We start from the raw sequence: 13533 nt of genomic DNA on the forward strand, positions 1-13533 counted from the left end.
ACACATGCCACAACCAAGCCGACCACGAAAAGGCTCGCTGGGCTACGGCCCGCGCACCCGCGCAGACAGCGAGGTGCCGCGCATCCGTTCGTGGCCAGAAGACGATGGGGCCCCTGCGCTGCAGGGATTCGCCGGCTACAAGGCCGGGATGACCCACGTCATGATGGTCAACGACGAGGCGAACTCGCCGCGTGAAGGGATGGAAGAGGCCGTCCCCGTCACCGTCGTCGAGACGCCGCAGATGTACGCCGTCGCCGTCCGAGCCTACGAGGATACGCCGTACGGACAGAAGCCGGTCGAAGAGGTCTGGGCGACCGAGTTCCACGAGGAGCTCGACCGCGCGCTCGACCTGCCGGCCGAGGAAACATTCGAGGAGGACGCCGACGAGCTTCGCGCGCTGCTCGACGACGACGTCGTCGACGACGTGCGCGTCATCACGCACACGGCCCCCTCGGACCTCTCGAACGTCCCCAAGAAGAAGCCCGACGTCATGGAGACGCGCGTCGGCGGCGGCTCCTTAGAGGAGCGCGCCGACTTCGCGCTGGACCTGGTCGCCGAGGGCGGCGCCCACGAGTTCGGCGACGTCTTCCGCGCCGGCCAGTACACCGACGTCTCCGGCATCACGAAGGGGAAGGGGACGCAGGGTCCCGTCAAGCGCTGGGGCGTTCAAAAGCGGAAGGGCAAACACGCCCGCCAGGGATGGCGGCGCCGGATCGGTAACCTCGGTCCGTGGAACCCCTCCCGCGTCCGCTCCACCGTGCCCCAGCAGGGCCAGACCGGCTACCACCAGCGCACCGAGCTCAACAAGCGCCTCATCGACTTCGGCGAGGGCGACGACGCCTCCGTCGACGGCGGCTTCGTCAACTACGGCGAGGTCGACGGCGAGTACGCGCTCATCAAGGGCTCGCTGCCCGGACCGGACCAGCGCCTGCTTCGACTTCGCCCGGCCATCCGGCCGAACGACCAGCCGCGCCTCGACCCCGAGGTCCGGTACGTTTCCACCGAATCCAACCAGGGATAACCAATGAACGCAACAGTACACGACCTGGACGGCGACGAGGCGGGCAGCATCGAGCTGCCGGCCGTCTTCGACACCGCGTTCCGACCGGACCTCATCGGTCGCGCGGTCGGCGCCGCTCAGGCAAACCGGAAGCAGGCCTACGGGGCCGACGAGTTCGCCGGGCTGCGGACGCCCGCCGAGTCGTTCGGCTCCGGCCGCGGGCTCGCGCACGTGCCACGTTCCGAGAACGTCGCCCGTCGCGTCCCGCACGCCGTGTCGGGCCGCGCCGCGCACCCGCCGAAGGCCGAGAAGGACCAGACGAAGAGCCTCAACGACAAGGAGCGACAGTTCGCGATCCGGTCGGCCATCGCGGCCACGACCGACGCCGAGCTCGTCGCCGAGCGCGGCCACGCGTTCGACGAGGACCTCGACCTCCCGCTCGTCGTGAGCGACGAGTTCGAGGACCTGAAGAAGACTCAGGAGGCCCTGGGCGTGCTCGAAGCGGTCGGCGTCGACGCCGACATCGCGCGCGCCGAGGAGGGCCGCTCCGTCCGCGCCGGACAGGGGAAGGCCCGCGGTCGGAAGTACCGCCAGCCCAAGTCCGTCCTCGTGGTTACCAGCGAGGAGCCGTCGCGCGCCGCCCGCAACCTCGCGGGCGTCGACGTCGCGACCGCGCGAGAAGTCAACGCTGAGGACCTCGCGCCCGGCGCGCACCCGGGCCGCCTCACGCTGTGGACCGAAAGCGCCGTCGCGGAGGTGGCGGACCGATGAACTCGATCATCGAGCATCCGATCGTCACCGAGCAGGCGATGAACGAGATGGACTTCAACAACAAGCTGCTGTTCCTCGTCGACGTGGACGCGACCAAACCGGAGATCGAATCCGAGGTCGCCGAGCGCTACGACGTGGGCGTCGTCAACGTGAACACGCAGGTGACGCCGCAGGGCGAGAAGAAGGCGATCGTCACCCTGTCCGCGGACGACGACGCGACCGAAATCGCCTCGCGCATCGGGGTGTTCTGAGATGGGACGACGAATTCAAGGACAACGGCGCGGACGCGGCGGCCCGACGTTCCGGGCCCCCTCCCACCGTTACAAGGCGGAACTGTCGCACAAGAAGCTCGAAGACGTGGACACGATCACCGGCGAGATCGTCGGGATCGAACACGACCCGGCCCGCTCGGCCCCCCTCGCGGAGGTCGAGTTCGAGGACGACGACCGTCGCCTCGTGCTCGCCCCCGAGGGCGTGCGCGTTGGCGAGACGATTCAGGTCGGCGTCTCGGCCGAGATCAAGCCGGGCAACACGCTCCCGCTGGCGGAGATCCCCGAGGGCGTTCCGGTCTGTAACGTCGAGAGCAACCGCGGGGACGGCGGGAAGTTCGCGCGCGCCTCCGGCGTGTCGGCGACGCTTCTCACCCACGACCGCGACGTCGCGGTCGTCCAGCTCCCCAGCGGCGAAGTGAAGCGGCTCGACCCCCAGTGCCGCGCCACGATCGGCGTGGTCGCGGGCGGTGGCCGGACGGAGAAACCCTTCGTCAAGGCCGGTAACAAGCACCACAAGATGAAAGCGCGCGGCACCAAATACCCGCGCGTGCGCGGCGTCGCGATGAACGCCGTCGACCACCCCTTCGGTGGCGGTGGTCGCCAACACCCCGGCCAGCCGAAGTCCGTCTCGCGGAACGCTCCGCCGGGACGCAAGGTCGGTGACATCGCATCCAAGCGCACCGGACGAGGTGGCAACAAATGAGTTCAGATTACCGAACCGGCCGCGAGGGCAAGGAGTTCGCCTACCGCGGTCACTCGCTCGACGAGCTGCAGGAGATGGACGTAGACGAGGTCGCGGAACTGCTCCCCGCACGCCAGCGGCGAAGCATCGTTCGCGGACTCGGCACCGAACAGCAGAAGCTGCTGGAGACGGTCCGAAGCCGCGACAAGGAGACGACGGCGGACGACCCGATCCGGACGCACCTGCGCGACATGCCGGTGCTCCCGGAGTTCGTCGGCGTCACCTTCGCCGTGTACAACGGCCACAGCTTCGAGCGCGTTCAGGTCGAGCCCGAGATGATCGGGCACTACCTCGGCGAGTTCCACCTCACGCGAAGCACCGTCGAACACGGTCAGGCCGGCATCGGCGCGACCCGGTCCTCGAAGTTCGTGCCCCTCAAGTAACCCATGGGAATCAACTACAGCGTCGAGGCCGACCCGGAGACCACCGCCAAGGGGATGCTCCGCGACCGGCCCATCAGCGTGAAGGACAGCAAGGAGATCTCCCGAGAGATCAAAGGCGAGACGGTCGCCGACGCGGAGGAGTACCTCCACGAAGTGATCGACGAGGAGACCTCGGTGCCGATGCGCCAGCACAACGCCGGCGCGGGCCACCGCTCCGACATCGACGGCTGGGACGCGGGACGGTACCCCGAGAAGGCCGCCAAGGACTTCCTCAAGCTCTTGGAGAACGTCAAGAACAACGCCGACGAACAGGGGTTCGACGGCGAGGAGATGGTGATCAAACACGTCGCTCCCCACAAGGTCGGCGAGCGACCCGGCCGGAACCCCCGCGCCGCGGGCGCGACGGAGTGGAACACCACCCTCGCGGACGTCGAACTGATCATCGAGGAGCCGGAGGCTGACAACTAATGGCTGACGAACACCAATTCATCGAGGACGGCCTGCGCCGTTCCCAGATCAACGAGTTCTTCGCGGACGAGCTCGGCCGCGCCGGCTACGGCGGGATGGACGTCGCCCAGACGCCGATGGGCACCCAGATCGTCTTAAAGGCCGAAAAGCCCGGCATGGTGATCGGGAAGGGCGGGAAGAACATCCGCAAGATCACCACCGAGCTCGAGGAGCGCTTCGACATGGACGACCCGCAGATCGACGTTCAGGAGGTCGACGAGCCCGACCTGAACGCCCAGATCGTCGCGGACCGTCTGGCGAACGCCCTCGAACGCGGCTGGTACTTCCGGAAGGCCGGTCACACGACGATCGACCGGATCATGGACGCGGGCGCGCTGGGCGCCGAGATCGTCCTGTCCGGCAAGGTCACCGGCGCGCGCTCGCGCGTCGAGAAGTTCAACCGCGGCTACATCAAGCACAACGGCGAGCCCGCCGAGGAGGTCGTCGACCACGGCCAGGGCGTCGCCGTGATGAAGCTCGGGACGATCGGCGTCAACGTGAAGATCATCCCGCCGGGCGCGACGCTCCCGGACGACTTCGACGTCCGCGAGGACGCCGAGGTCCCGGAGGTCGAGCAGGCGGCGGTCGACGCCGACGCCGACGAGGGCGTCGAGTCGCTCCTCGAGGAGGAGCCCGACGAGGTTCCGGACGTGGGCGACGACGACGAGGACGTCGAGGTGCCCGACGAGGACCCCACGGACGTCATCGACGAGGAGGTCGTCGAGGAAGTCGTCGAGGAGACGCAGGAGACGGCCGACGAGGCGACGGACGTCGCCGCGGAGGAACCGGTCGACGAGGACGTCGAGGCCGACGAACTCGACGAGCTCGACGAGGAGATCGAGTCCGAGGCGGCCGACCTCGTCGCGGAGATGGAAGCGGCCGACGAGGAAGACGAGGAGGACGAGTAATATGGCGATCCTCTACACCGACGAGATCCGCGACATGACCGCGGCGGAGCGGGAGGTCGAACTCGAGGAGCTCGAGACCGAGCTGCTCAATTCGAAGGCGCAGCGGGCGGCCGGCGGCATGCCGGAGAGCCCGGGCCGCGTCAACGAGCTGAAGAAGACCATCGCGCGGATCAAGACGATCCAGGCGGAAGAAGGCGACTTCGACGACGAACAGTAAGATGATCTCCCCCGACACCCTCGTTCGACACGAGCTCGTCGGCCTCCCGATTCGGGTGGTCGACGCCGACAGCGACGCCCACGTGGGCATCGCCGGTCGCGTGCTCGACGAGACGTTCGGCACCCTCGTGGTCCGGACGGGGTCGGGGGACAAACGCGTGCCCAAATCGGGCGCGACGTTCGAGTTCGGCGTCGTCGAGACGCCGACCGCTCGCACAGATGAAGCCGCCGGCGACGGAGAGTCGCCGGGGTCCGCGTCCCAACTCGGGTCGGATACTACGGGGGTCCGCCCCCGTCAGTCTGGCCCGTCCGGGTCCGAAAGCGTCGTCACCGGTGACGGCGCGGGTCCGGCGAGCCGACGAGGCGAGTGCAAAGACGCGGTCTACGCGACGGTGGATGGCGATCGGTTGCGGCATCGGCCCGCCGAACGCACCGAACGAGGTGCCACACAATGGCGATAGGAATCGACGTACCCACGCCTCCGGAGCCAGACAACCCGGAGGATTACGACTACGAGAAGTGCCCGTTCTACGGGCAGCTCTCCGTCCGCGGCCAGACTCGCGAGGGAACGGTCGTGTCGACGGATATGGCAAAGACCGTCATCGTCGAGCGAGAGTACGACGTGTTCGTACCGAAATACGACCGGTACATGAAGCGTCGCTCGCGCATCCCGGCCCACGTGCCGGGCGTGCTCGACTCGCTCGAAGTCGGTGACGAAGTGAAAATCGCGGAGACGCGACCGCTCTCGAAGACGAAGTCCCACGTCGTCGTCGAGATCCTGGGTGATCAGTGATGGAGGCGCTCAAGGCCGACGTCACGCAGGGGCTCTCGAAGGGCTCGCTGATCACGTGCGCCGACAACACCGGCGCCCGTGAGCTGAAGGTCATCTCCGTGTCGGGCTACTCCGGCACGAAGAACCGCCACCCGAAGGCAGGAATCGGCGACAAGGTGACCGTCTCGGTCACCAAAGGGACCCCGGAGATGCGGCGGCAGGTGCTGGAGGCGGTCGTCGTCCGCCAGCGCAAGCCGATCCGCCGTCCGGACGGCACGCGCGTGAAGTTCGAGGACAACGCGGCCGTCATCATCGACGACCTCGAGGAGCCGCGGGGCACGGAGATCAAAGGCCCCGTCGCCCGCGAGGTCGCCGAACGATTCGGGAGCATCGCCTCGACCGCGACGATGATCGTCTAACTATGACGAAACAGCCACGCAAACAGCGAAAACGGTCGGAGACCGCGCCGCTCCACGAGCGGCAGAATCAGGTCCGGGCCACCCTCACCGAGGATCTCCGCGAGGAGTACGGACAGCGGAACGTCCGCGTCAACGCCGGCGACACCGTCGAGGTGCTTCGCGGCGACGCGGCCGGCACGGAGGCGGAGGTCGTCTCCGTCGACCTGTCCGCCGAGCGGATCACGGTCGAGGACGTCACCGTCGAGAAGGCGGACGGGGAGGAGGTTCCCCGCCCCATCCCGGCGAGCAACGTCCGGGTGACCGAACTGGACCTGGAAGACGAGCGCCGGGAGGCGCGGCTCCAGGAGGACAACGAATGACGCGACACCAGAAGCGACTGTCAGTACCGAACTCCTGGCCGGTCGAGCGCAAGACGAACACGTTCACCGTGAAGGCGGGCGCGGGCCCGCACGGCGAGGCGGGCGTTCCGCTCGTCGTCCTGCTGCGGGACGTGCTCGGCTACGTCGACTCGACGAAGGAGGCGCGCTACGCGCTGAACAACGACTCGATCCTCGTCAACGGGGACGCGGTCTCGGACGAGCAGCGTCCGATCGGGATGTTCGACATCCTGGCGTTCCCCGAGCGCGGGGAGTTCTTCCGCGTCTTCCCCGACGAGGGCGGTCGGCTCGCGCTGACCTCCGTCGACGAGGAGGCCGCGGGCAGCCGGCTCGGGAAGATCACGAACAAGTCCGTCGTCCCCGGCGGGGTCGTCCAGCTGACGCTCCACGACGGGACGAACGTCCGCGTCGACGACGACGCGGACTACGACACGAACGACTCGATCGTCGTCGACAACGAGACGAAGGAGATCGTCGCCCACTTCGAGTACGAGGAGGGCGCCCTCGTCACCGCCGTCGCCGGCCAGCACGCCGGCCAGATCGGCGAGATCGACGACATCGACGTGACGCTCGGCTCCGGCGACAACACCGTCACCGTCGCCAGCGACGACGGCGGCTACGAGACCGTCGAGGAGTACGTCGTCGTGATCGACGAGAACTTCACCGACGACGACGCCGACGAGGCGGGTGATTCGGATGAGTGAAGCCGAGAGCGCCGACCACGAGATGCGCGAGCCGTACCTCGAGAAGGTCGTCGTGCACATGGGCGTCGGGCAGGGCGGTGAACCCCTCGCCGACGCCGAGGAGATCATCGAGGAGATCACGGGCCAGCAGTCGGTCCGGACCACCTCGAAGCGCACCATCGCCGAGTTCGGGATCCGCAAGGGCGACCCGATCGGCGTCAAGGTGACGCTGCGGGGCGAGGACGCGCACGCGTTCCTCGCGACCGCGCTGGAGCTGGTCGAGATCGGCCGGAGCCAGTTCGACGACACGGGTAACCTCAGCTTCGGGGTCGAGGACCACACCGACTTCCCGAGCCAGGAGTACGATCCCAACACCGGGATCTACGGCCTCGACGTGACGACGACGATCGTCCGTCCCGGCTACCGCGTCTCGAAACGCGACAAGGCGACGGGGACCATCCCCGCTCGCCACCGGATGACAGCCGAGGACGCGGCCGCGTTCCTCGAAACGAACTTCGACGTCGAGGTAACCGAATGAGCGAAGCGAACAACGACACGGGCGAGCACGCCGCGAAGCGCACCGACTCCCGGCACACGTGCCGGCGGTGCGACCGCGAGCAGGGACTCGTCGGCAAGTACGACATCAACCTCTGCCGGCAGTGCTTCCGCGAGGTCGCCCGAGACATGGGATTCGAGAAGTACAGCTGATCATGACGGGAAACGATCCATTCACCAACGCGCTCGCCGGCATGGACAACGCCGAGAGCGTTGGCCACCTGTCGTACACGGTAGAGCCCGCTTCGAACATCATCGGCTCCGTCCTCGAGGTCCTCTACGACCGCGGGTACGTCGACGGCTTCGAGTACGTCGACGACGGAAAAGCCGGGAAGTTCGAGGTCGAACTGAAAGGCGCGATCAACGAGTGTGGCGCCGTCAAGCCCCGCTACTCGGCGGGCGCAGACGAGTTCGAGAAGTGGGAGAAGCGATACCTCCCCGCCCGTGACTACGGGACGCTCATCGTCACGACGAGCCACGGCGTCATGAGCCACTACGAGGCCCGCGAGGAGGGCATCGGCGGCCAAGTGATCGCATACGTCTACTAACAATGAACAGAGTCGAAATCGAGATTCCGGACGACGTCTCCGCCGAGACCGATCACCTCGAACTCACCGTCGAGGGGCCCAACGGGAGCGTCACGCGACGCCTCTGGTACCCCGACGTCGACGTTTCCGTCGAGGACGGCGCGGTGGTCATCGCGGCCGAAAACGAGGACGCGAAGACCAACGCCACGGTCGGCACCTTCGAGAGCCACGTCGCCAACATGATCCACGGCGTCACCGAGGGCTGGGAGTACGCGATGGAAGTGTACTACGCCCACTTCCCGATGCAGGTGAACGTGGAGGGCGACGAGGTCGTCATCGAGAACTTCCTCGGAGAGAGCGCTGCGCGGCGCACCCCGATCCGCGGAGACACGGACGTACAGGTCGACGGCGAGACGGTCACGCTGACGGGCTCCGACAAGGAGGCCGTCGGGCAGACCGCCGCCGACATCGAACAGCTGACGAAGGTGACCGACAAGGACACGCGCGTCTTCCAGGACGGCGTGTACATCGTCGAGAAGCCCACCGGAGGTGCCTAATCAATGGCAGACGAACTGGAAGACATCAGCGGTGTCGGTCCCTCGAAGGCGGACGCGCTTCGCGAGGCCGGCTACGAGACGGTCGAGGACGTGAAGGCCGCCTCCCAGTCGGAGCTCTCCGAGGTCGACGGCGTCGGCAACGCGCTCGCCGCGCGTATCAAGGCCGACGTCGGCGGACTGGAGGTCGACGAGGAGGCGGACGCGGAGATCGAAGACGAGACGGACGAGGGGGAGGCCGACGAGGCCGACGCCGACGAGACCGTCGAGACGGAGCTTCGCCCCCGCGGCCACGCCGACAAGACGCCGGAGCTGGACGACGAGACCGCTCGCGCGCTCGCACAGAAGCACCGCGAGGGGAAACCGCAGTTCAACCGGCAGGATTACCACAAGAAAAAGCGGATCCCGACGTCGTGGCGCAAGCCGCGCGGCGGGCTCTCCAAGCAGCGCCGCCGCATGAAGTCGAAGGGCCCGGTCGTCGAGGCCGGCTTCCGCTCGCCGACGGCGTCGCGCGACCTGCACCCGAGCGGCTTCGAGGAGGTCCGCGTGCACAACACGGACGACCTCGAGGGCGTCGACGGCGACACGCAGGCGGTGCGTATCGCCTCGAAGGTCGGCGGTCGCAAGCGCGAACTGATCGAAGACGAGGCGGAGGAGCGGGGCATTCGCGTGCTGAACCCGACCTACGTCGAAGTGGAGGTCGACGATGAGTGATCTGAAGGCGCAGAAACGGCTCGCAGCGGACGAGCTCGACGTCGGCAAGCGCCGCGTCTGGCTCGACCCCGACGCACAGGAGGAGATCGAGGACGCCATCACGCGAGAGGACGTCCGCGAACTCATCGAACAGGGAACGATCCGCGCGAAAGACGAGAAGACGAACTCGCGCGGTCGCGCCCGAGAGCGCGCCGAAAAGCGCTCGTACGGGCACCAGTCGGGCGCCGGTACCCGGAAGGGCCGCTCCGGCGCGCGGCAGGACACGAAAGACGACTGGAAGGCGCGCATCCGCGCACAGCGGGCCCGCCTGAAGGAGCTTCGCGACGAGGAAGACGTGCTCGACGCCTCCGAGTACCGCACGCTCTACAACAAGGCGAGCGGGGGAGACTTCGAGGACGTCGCCCGTCTCGAGGCGTTCATCGAGACGCAGTACGGTTACGAGGTGACGGACTAATGGCGACAGGACCACGATACAAGGTGCCGATGCGGCGCCGCCGCGAGGTCCGGACGGATTACCATCAGAGGTTGCGCCTGCTGAAATCGGGCAAGCCTCGCCTGGTCGCTCGGGTGAGCAACGCTCACGTCAGGGCGCAGCTGGTGACCCCCGGATCCGACGGCGACGAGACCCACGCGGCCGCCTCCAGCGAGGAGCTCGGCGAGTACGGCTGGGACGCCCCCACGGGCAACCTCCCCAGCGCGTACCTCACCGGCTTCCTCGCGGGCGCCCGCGCAGTCGACGCCGGCCTCGACGAGGCCGTCCTCGACATCGGGCTCAACACGGCGACGCCCGGCAACAAGACGTTCGCGGTACAGGAAGGAGCGATCGACGCGGGCCTCGAGATCCCGCACAACGACGACGTGCTGGCGGACTGGTCGCGCACGCGCGGCGAGCATATCGCCGACTACGCCGAGCAGCTCGACGAGCCGCTGTACAGCGGTTCGTTCGACGCCAGCGAGCTACCCGAGCACTTCGATTCCGTGCTCGAGACAATCCAGGAGGACCATGAGTAGACACAACGACGGCTGGGAGCCGCGGACGCGACTCGGCCGCAAGGTACAGGACGGGGAGATCTCGTCGATGGAACAGGCGCTCAACTCCGGCCTCCCGCTGAAGGAGGCGGAGATCGTCGACCAGCTCCTCCCGGGGCTCGAAGACGAGGTGCTGGACATCAACATGGTCCAGCGCATGACCGACTCCGGCCGGCGCGTGAAGTTCCGCTGCGTGGTCGCCGTGGGCAACCGCGACGGCTACCTCGGCTACGCGCAGGCCCGCGACGACCAGGTCGGCGGCGCGATCCAGAAGGCGATCGACGTCGCGAAGCTGAACATCATCTCGGTCGACCGCGGCTCCGGCTCCTGGGAGGACCAGCCCGGCGGCACCAACTCCCTGACCCGCACGGCGAAGGGGAAGGCCGGCTCCGTCACGGTCGAGATCAAGCCCGCCCCGCAGGGGCTGGGCCTCGCGGCCGCGGAGACGGTCCGCAACATCCTGGAGCTCGCCGGCGTCGAGGACGCCTGGACGAACTCCGACGGCAACACGCGCACCACGGTGAACCTCGCGAAGGCGACGTTCAACGCCTTGGAGAACGCGGCGCAGTCCCGCACTCCGCAGCACGCGCGTGAAGTCCACTACGACGAGGTGAGCGAGTGATGCAGGCGATCGTGCAGCTCCGCGGCGACGTCAACCTCGACTACGGCGTCGAGGACACGCTCGACATGCTGAACGTCGGGCGCGTCAACCACGCGACGTTCGTCCCCGAGACGGACTCGTACCGCGGCATGATCGCGAAGGTCAACGACGTCGTCGCGTTCGGGGAACCGAGCGTCGAGGCCGTCGCGCGAACGATCGCGCGGCGCGGCGAGCCGATCGAGGGCTCGGCCGACGTCGACGACGAATGGATCGACGACAACACCGACTACGCCGACTTGGAGGCGCTGGCCGAGGCGCTCGTCGACGAGGAGACGACCCTGCGCGATCAGGGCCTCTCGCCGACGCTGCGGCTCCACGCCCCCCGCGGCGGTCACGAGGGCATCAAACACCCCGTGATCGAGGGCGGCGAGCTCGGGAAACACACCACCGAGGAGATCGACAGTCTCCTGGAGGCGATGCGATGACGAGCAAGAAACGACGACAGCGCGGCTCTCGGACGCACGGCGGCGGCACGCACAAGAACCGGCGCGGCGCCGGACACCGCGGCGGCCGCGGCGCGGCCGGCCGCTCGAAACACGAGTATCACAACTACGGCCCGCTCGGCAAACACGGGTTCAAGCGGCCCGAGGACGCCCAGACGGAGGTCCTCGAAGTGAAGGTCCAGAAGCTCGACGAGGACGCGGCGCTGTACGCCGCCGAGGGCCTCGCCGACGAGGACGGCGACGCGTACGTCTTCGACGCGCGCGACGTCGTCGAGGACGGCCACGAGGCCGACGTGGTGAAGGTGCTCGGCGGCGGGCAGGTCCGCCACGAGCTCCGCGTCACGGCCGACGCGTTCACGGCCGGTGCGGTCGAGCTCATCGAGGACGCCGGCGGCGAGGCGACGCTCTCCGAGCGCGCCGAGGAAGCCGCTGACGAACCGGAAAACACTTCCGACGACGAGAACGACGAGGCGTAACATGAGCTGGAAGGAGGCCGCCGAACCGGTGCTCTCGCGGATGCCCGTCGTAGAGCGGCCCGCGGGACACGTCCCGTTCAAACGGAAGCTCACGTGGACGGCCGGCATCCTGATCGTCTACTTCTTCCTGACCAACATCAACCCGTTCGGGTTGGCGGTCGGGCAGGGGTCGGACTTCTTCGGGCAGTTCCGGTCGGTGCTCGCCGGCTCGTCCGGGTCGCTGTTACAGGTCGGTATCGGACCGATCGTCACGGCGTCCATCGTCCTCCAGCTGTTGGGCGGTGCGAACCTCCTCGGGCTCGACACGGAGAACGACCCGCGTGACCAGGTCCTCTATCAGGGCCTCCAGAAGCTGCTGGTGATCATCGTCGCCGCCCTCACGGCGGCGCCGATGGTGTTCACCGGGAGCTTCCTTCCGGCCGACCCCGCCGTCGGTGACGCGCTCGGCATCGGCACGTTCGGCGTACAGGTGCTGATCTTCGCGCAGATCTTCGTCGGCGGCATCCTCATCCTGTTCATGGACGAGATCGTGAGCAAGTGGGGGTCGGCTCCGGCGTCGGGCTGTTCATCATCGCGTCGGTGAGCCAGCAGATCGTCGGCGGCTTCTTCAGCTTCTCCGCGCTCGGCGCGTCCGGCTTCTTCGCGAGCTGGTACGGCGTCATCGTCGGCGACGTGCCGGCCTCGCTGTCGCCGTTCACGGCGGAGGGGCTCCAGAACCTGCTGTTCGATCCGGGCAGCATTCTGGCGCTTTTCACCACGGTGTTCATCTTCGGGATCGTCGTGTACGCGGAGTCGGTCCGCGTCGAGATCCCTCTGTCGCACGCCCGCGTGAAAGGCGCTCGCGGACGCTTCCCGGTGAAGCTCATCTACGCGTCCGTCCTGCCGATGATCCTCGTTCGCGCGCTGCAGGCGAACATCCAGTTCCTCGGTCAGATCCTCTCCTCGCAGTGGGCGGGGATGCCGGCGTTCCTCGGCCAGTACAGCGAGCAGGGCCAGCCGATCTCCGGGCTGTTCTACTACCTGAACCCCATCCAGAGCCGCAGCCAGTGGATGTGGTTCTTAGGCGAGATCCCGGCGTCGGTCGAACCGTGGATGATCGCGGTCCGGCTCGCCGTCGACCTCACGTTCATGATCGTCGGCGGCGCCATCTTCGCGATCTTCTGGGTCGAGACCACCGGCATGGGGCCGGAGGCGACCGCGAAGCAGATCCAGAACTCCGGGATGCAGATCCCCGGGTTCCGCCGGAATCCGCAGGTCGTCGAGAAGGTGATGGAGCGGTACATCCCGCAGGTCACGGTCATCGGCGGCGCCCTCGTCGGGTTCCTCGCCGTGATGGCGAACCTGCTCGGCACCATCGGCCAGGTCTCCGGAACCGGACTGCTGCTGGCGGTCTCGATCACGTACAAGCTGTACGAGGAGATCGCCGAAGAGCAGCTGATGGAGATGCATCCGATGATGCGCCAGATGTTCGGCAACGAGTAACCCCATCGGGGTCCCACGCGTTATTTATTAATTCTGCGTAGC

The 13533-nt window shown here is 67.6% G+C and carries 23 protein-coding genes and 1 pseudogene; all 24 read left to right on the plus strand.

Translation table 11 applies throughout. The annotated features are described in order from the left end of the window. The first annotated feature begins 4 nt into the window (after nucleotides 1-4). A complete protein-coding gene (locus J7656_RS02900) occupies nucleotides 5-1021 on the plus strand; it encodes a 50S ribosomal protein L3 (protein WP_026046260.1) in 1017 nt (338 codons plus the stop codon). Nucleotides 1022-1024: 3 nt separating this feature from the next. Continuing rightward, nucleotides 1025-1771 carry a 50S ribosomal protein L4 gene (gene rpl4p / locus J7656_RS02905; RefSeq protein ID WP_017343808.1) on the plus strand — a complete coding sequence of 249 codons (747 nt, stop codon included), beginning with the start codon at nucleotides 1025-1027 and terminating at the stop codon, nucleotides 1769-1771. Then, nucleotides 1768-2022, plus strand: coding sequence for a 50S ribosomal protein L23 (locus J7656_RS02910; RefSeq protein WP_004597450.1), 255 nt, complete (start codon nucleotides 1768-1770; stop codon nucleotides 2020-2022). Before rpl4p ends, J7656_RS02910 begins: the two co-directional genes overlap by 4 nt. Before the next feature lies 1 nt (nucleotide 2023). Continuing rightward, nucleotides 2024-2746: a 50S ribosomal protein L2 gene (locus J7656_RS02915; RefSeq protein WP_026046261.1), complete on the plus strand. Its 723-nt coding sequence runs from the start codon at nucleotides 2024-2026 to the stop codon at nucleotides 2744-2746. After that, complete coding sequence (locus J7656_RS02920) at nucleotides 2743-3168, plus strand: 30S ribosomal protein S19 (RefSeq protein WP_004599532.1); 426 nt, start codon at nucleotides 2743-2745, stop codon at nucleotides 3166-3168. The genes J7656_RS02915 and J7656_RS02920 overlap by 4 nt, the downstream gene beginning before the upstream one ends. Before the next feature lie 3 nt (nucleotides 3169-3171). Then, a complete protein-coding gene (locus tag J7656_RS02925) occupies nucleotides 3172-3636 on the plus strand; it encodes a 50S ribosomal protein L22 (RefSeq protein ID WP_017343810.1) in 465 nt (154 codons plus the stop codon). Beyond that, entirely contained in the window at nucleotides 3636-4583 is a 948-nt protein-coding gene (locus J7656_RS02930; protein WP_017343811.1) for a 30S ribosomal protein S3, read from the plus strand. Before J7656_RS02925 ends, J7656_RS02930 begins: the two co-directional genes overlap by 1 nt. 1 nt (nucleotide 4584) lies before the next feature. Next, a complete protein-coding gene (gene rpmC / locus J7656_RS02935; RefSeq protein ID WP_004597441.1) occupies nucleotides 4585-4800 on the plus strand; it encodes a 50S ribosomal protein L29 in 216 nt (71 codons plus the stop codon). Nucleotide 4801: 1 nt separating this feature from the next. Beyond that, the gene (locus J7656_RS02940) at nucleotides 4802-5260 is read left to right on the plus strand and encodes a ribonuclease P protein component 1 (RefSeq protein WP_211554047.1); all 459 of its coding nucleotides are present in this window, start codon (nucleotides 4802-4804) and stop codon (nucleotides 5258-5260) included. Next, nucleotides 5251-5592 carry a 30S ribosomal protein S17 gene (locus J7656_RS02945; RefSeq protein WP_017343813.1) on the plus strand — a complete coding sequence of 114 codons (342 nt, stop codon included), beginning with the start codon at nucleotides 5251-5253 and terminating at the stop codon, nucleotides 5590-5592. The genes J7656_RS02940 and J7656_RS02945 overlap by 10 nt, the downstream gene beginning before the upstream one ends. Further along, nucleotides 5592-5990, plus strand: coding sequence for a 50S ribosomal protein L14 (locus J7656_RS02950; RefSeq protein WP_004597429.1), 399 nt, complete (start codon nucleotides 5592-5594; stop codon nucleotides 5988-5990). The genes J7656_RS02945 and J7656_RS02950 overlap by 1 nt, the downstream gene beginning before the upstream one ends. A 2-nt stretch (nucleotides 5991-5992) precedes the next feature. Continuing rightward, entirely contained in the window at nucleotides 5993-6349 is a 357-nt protein-coding gene (rplX, locus tag J7656_RS02955; protein WP_004597427.1) for a 50S ribosomal protein L24, read from the plus strand. Then, on the plus strand, nucleotides 6346-7071 hold the full coding sequence (locus tag J7656_RS02960; protein ID WP_017343814.1) for a 30S ribosomal protein S4e: 726 nt from the start codon (nucleotides 6346-6348) through the stop codon (nucleotides 7069-7071). The genes rplX and J7656_RS02960 overlap by 4 nt, the downstream gene beginning before the upstream one ends. Beyond that, entirely contained in the window at nucleotides 7064-7588 is a 525-nt protein-coding gene (locus tag J7656_RS02965) for a 50S ribosomal protein L5 (RefSeq protein ID WP_017343815.1), read from the plus strand. Before J7656_RS02960 ends, J7656_RS02965 begins: the two co-directional genes overlap by 8 nt. Then, on the plus strand, nucleotides 7585-7758 hold the full coding sequence (locus J7656_RS02970; protein WP_004597423.1) for a 30S ribosomal protein S14: 174 nt from the start codon (nucleotides 7585-7587) through the stop codon (nucleotides 7756-7758). The genes J7656_RS02965 and J7656_RS02970 overlap by 4 nt, the downstream gene beginning before the upstream one ends. A gap of 2 nt (nucleotides 7759-7760) precedes the next feature. Next, nucleotides 7761-8153: a 30S ribosomal protein S8 gene (locus J7656_RS02975; protein WP_004047215.1), complete on the plus strand. Its 393-nt coding sequence runs from the start codon at nucleotides 7761-7763 to the stop codon at nucleotides 8151-8153. Between the two features lie 2 nt (nucleotides 8154-8155). Continuing rightward, nucleotides 8156-8689, plus strand: a complete 534-nt coding sequence (locus J7656_RS02980) for a 50S ribosomal protein L6 (RefSeq protein WP_211554049.1) — start codon at nucleotides 8156-8158, stop codon at nucleotides 8687-8689. Nucleotides 8690-8692: 3 nt separating this feature from the next. Beyond that, the gene (locus J7656_RS02985; protein ID WP_211554051.1) at nucleotides 8693-9400 is read left to right on the plus strand and encodes a 50S ribosomal protein L32e; all 708 of its coding nucleotides are present in this window, start codon (nucleotides 8693-8695) and stop codon (nucleotides 9398-9400) included. Beyond that, nucleotides 9393-9854, plus strand: coding sequence for a 50S ribosomal protein L19e (locus tag J7656_RS02990; protein ID WP_017343818.1), 462 nt, complete (start codon nucleotides 9393-9395; stop codon nucleotides 9852-9854). The genes J7656_RS02985 and J7656_RS02990 overlap by 8 nt, the downstream gene beginning before the upstream one ends. After that, nucleotides 9854-10411 (plus strand): 50S ribosomal protein L18, encoded by a 558-nt coding sequence (locus J7656_RS02995; protein WP_017343819.1) that lies wholly within the window; start codon nucleotides 9854-9856, stop codon nucleotides 10409-10411. The genes J7656_RS02990 and J7656_RS02995 overlap by 1 nt, the downstream gene beginning before the upstream one ends. Continuing rightward, nucleotides 10404-11051, plus strand: a complete 648-nt coding sequence (locus J7656_RS03000; protein WP_004597408.1) for a 30S ribosomal protein S5 — start codon at nucleotides 10404-10406, stop codon at nucleotides 11049-11051. Before J7656_RS02995 ends, J7656_RS03000 begins: the two co-directional genes overlap by 8 nt. Continuing rightward, the gene (locus tag J7656_RS03005; protein ID WP_017343820.1) at nucleotides 11051-11515 is read left to right on the plus strand and encodes a 50S ribosomal protein L30; all 465 of its coding nucleotides are present in this window, start codon (nucleotides 11051-11053) and stop codon (nucleotides 11513-11515) included. Before J7656_RS03000 ends, J7656_RS03005 begins: the two co-directional genes overlap by 1 nt. After that, nucleotides 11512-12009 (plus strand): uL15m family ribosomal protein, encoded by a 498-nt coding sequence (locus J7656_RS03010; protein ID WP_017343821.1) that lies wholly within the window; start codon nucleotides 11512-11514, stop codon nucleotides 12007-12009. Before J7656_RS03005 ends, J7656_RS03010 begins: the two co-directional genes overlap by 4 nt. 1 nt (nucleotide 12010) lies before the next feature. Next, nucleotides 12011-13491, plus strand: a pseudogene (secY, locus tag J7656_RS03015) (preprotein translocase subunit SecY). The last annotated feature ends 42 nt before the right edge of the window (nucleotides 13492-13533 follow it).

Origin of the sequence: Halorubrum ruber (assembly GCF_018228765.1) — an archaeon.
Classification (GTDB): Archaea; Halobacteriota; Halobacteria; order Halobacteriales; family Haloferacaceae; genus Halorubrum; species Halorubrum ruber.

What these genes read in the sequence shown, in the direction of transcription:
- J7656_RS02900 (WP_026046260.1), top strand. Translation starts at nt 5, where the DNA reads ATGCCACAACCAAGCCGACCACGAAAAGGCTCGCTGGGCTACGGCCCG.
- rpl4p (WP_017343808.1), top strand. Translation starts at nt 1,025, where the DNA reads ATGAACGCAACAGTACACGACCTGGACGGCGACGAGGCGGGCAGCATC.
- J7656_RS02910 (WP_004597450.1), top strand. Translation starts at nt 1,768, where the DNA reads ATGAACTCGATCATCGAGCATCCGATCGTCACCGAGCAGGCGATGAAC.
- J7656_RS02915 (WP_026046261.1), top strand. Translation starts at nt 2,024, where the DNA reads ATGGGACGACGAATTCAAGGACAACGGCGCGGACGCGGCGGCCCGACG.
- J7656_RS02920 (WP_004599532.1), top strand. Translation starts at nt 2,743, where the DNA reads ATGAGTTCAGATTACCGAACCGGCCGCGAGGGCAAGGAGTTCGCCTAC.
- J7656_RS02925 (WP_017343810.1), top strand. Translation starts at nt 3,172, where the DNA reads ATGGGAATCAACTACAGCGTCGAGGCCGACCCGGAGACCACCGCCAAG.
- J7656_RS02930 (WP_017343811.1), top strand. Translation starts at nt 3,636, where the DNA reads ATGGCTGACGAACACCAATTCATCGAGGACGGCCTGCGCCGTTCCCAG.
- rpmC (WP_004597441.1), top strand. Translation starts at nt 4,585, where the DNA reads ATGGCGATCCTCTACACCGACGAGATCCGCGACATGACCGCGGCGGAG.
- J7656_RS02940 (WP_211554047.1), top strand. Translation starts at nt 4,802, where the DNA reads ATGATCTCCCCCGACACCCTCGTTCGACACGAGCTCGTCGGCCTCCCG.
- J7656_RS02945 (WP_017343813.1), top strand. Translation starts at nt 5,251, where the DNA reads ATGGCGATAGGAATCGACGTACCCACGCCTCCGGAGCCAGACAACCCG.
- J7656_RS02950 (WP_004597429.1), top strand. Translation starts at nt 5,592, where the DNA reads ATGGAGGCGCTCAAGGCCGACGTCACGCAGGGGCTCTCGAAGGGCTCG.
- rplX (WP_004597427.1), top strand. Translation starts at nt 5,993, where the DNA reads ATGACGAAACAGCCACGCAAACAGCGAAAACGGTCGGAGACCGCGCCG.
- J7656_RS02960 (WP_017343814.1), top strand. Translation starts at nt 6,346, where the DNA reads ATGACGCGACACCAGAAGCGACTGTCAGTACCGAACTCCTGGCCGGTC.
- J7656_RS02965 (WP_017343815.1), top strand. Translation starts at nt 7,064, where the DNA reads ATGAGTGAAGCCGAGAGCGCCGACCACGAGATGCGCGAGCCGTACCTC.
- J7656_RS02970 (WP_004597423.1), top strand. Translation starts at nt 7,585, where the DNA reads ATGAGCGAAGCGAACAACGACACGGGCGAGCACGCCGCGAAGCGCACC.
- J7656_RS02975 (WP_004047215.1), top strand. Translation starts at nt 7,761, where the DNA reads ATGACGGGAAACGATCCATTCACCAACGCGCTCGCCGGCATGGACAAC.
- J7656_RS02980 (WP_211554049.1), top strand. Translation starts at nt 8,156, where the DNA reads ATGAACAGAGTCGAAATCGAGATTCCGGACGACGTCTCCGCCGAGACC.
- J7656_RS02985 (WP_211554051.1), top strand. Translation starts at nt 8,693, where the DNA reads ATGGCAGACGAACTGGAAGACATCAGCGGTGTCGGTCCCTCGAAGGCG.
- J7656_RS02990 (WP_017343818.1), top strand. Translation starts at nt 9,393, where the DNA reads ATGAGTGATCTGAAGGCGCAGAAACGGCTCGCAGCGGACGAGCTCGAC.
- J7656_RS02995 (WP_017343819.1), top strand. Translation starts at nt 9,854, where the DNA reads ATGGCGACAGGACCACGATACAAGGTGCCGATGCGGCGCCGCCGCGAG.
- J7656_RS03000 (WP_004597408.1), top strand. Translation starts at nt 10,404, where the DNA reads ATGAGTAGACACAACGACGGCTGGGAGCCGCGGACGCGACTCGGCCGC.
- J7656_RS03005 (WP_017343820.1), top strand. Translation starts at nt 11,051, where the DNA reads ATGCAGGCGATCGTGCAGCTCCGCGGCGACGTCAACCTCGACTACGGC.
- J7656_RS03010 (WP_017343821.1), top strand. Translation starts at nt 11,512, where the DNA reads ATGACGAGCAAGAAACGACGACAGCGCGGCTCTCGGACGCACGGCGGC.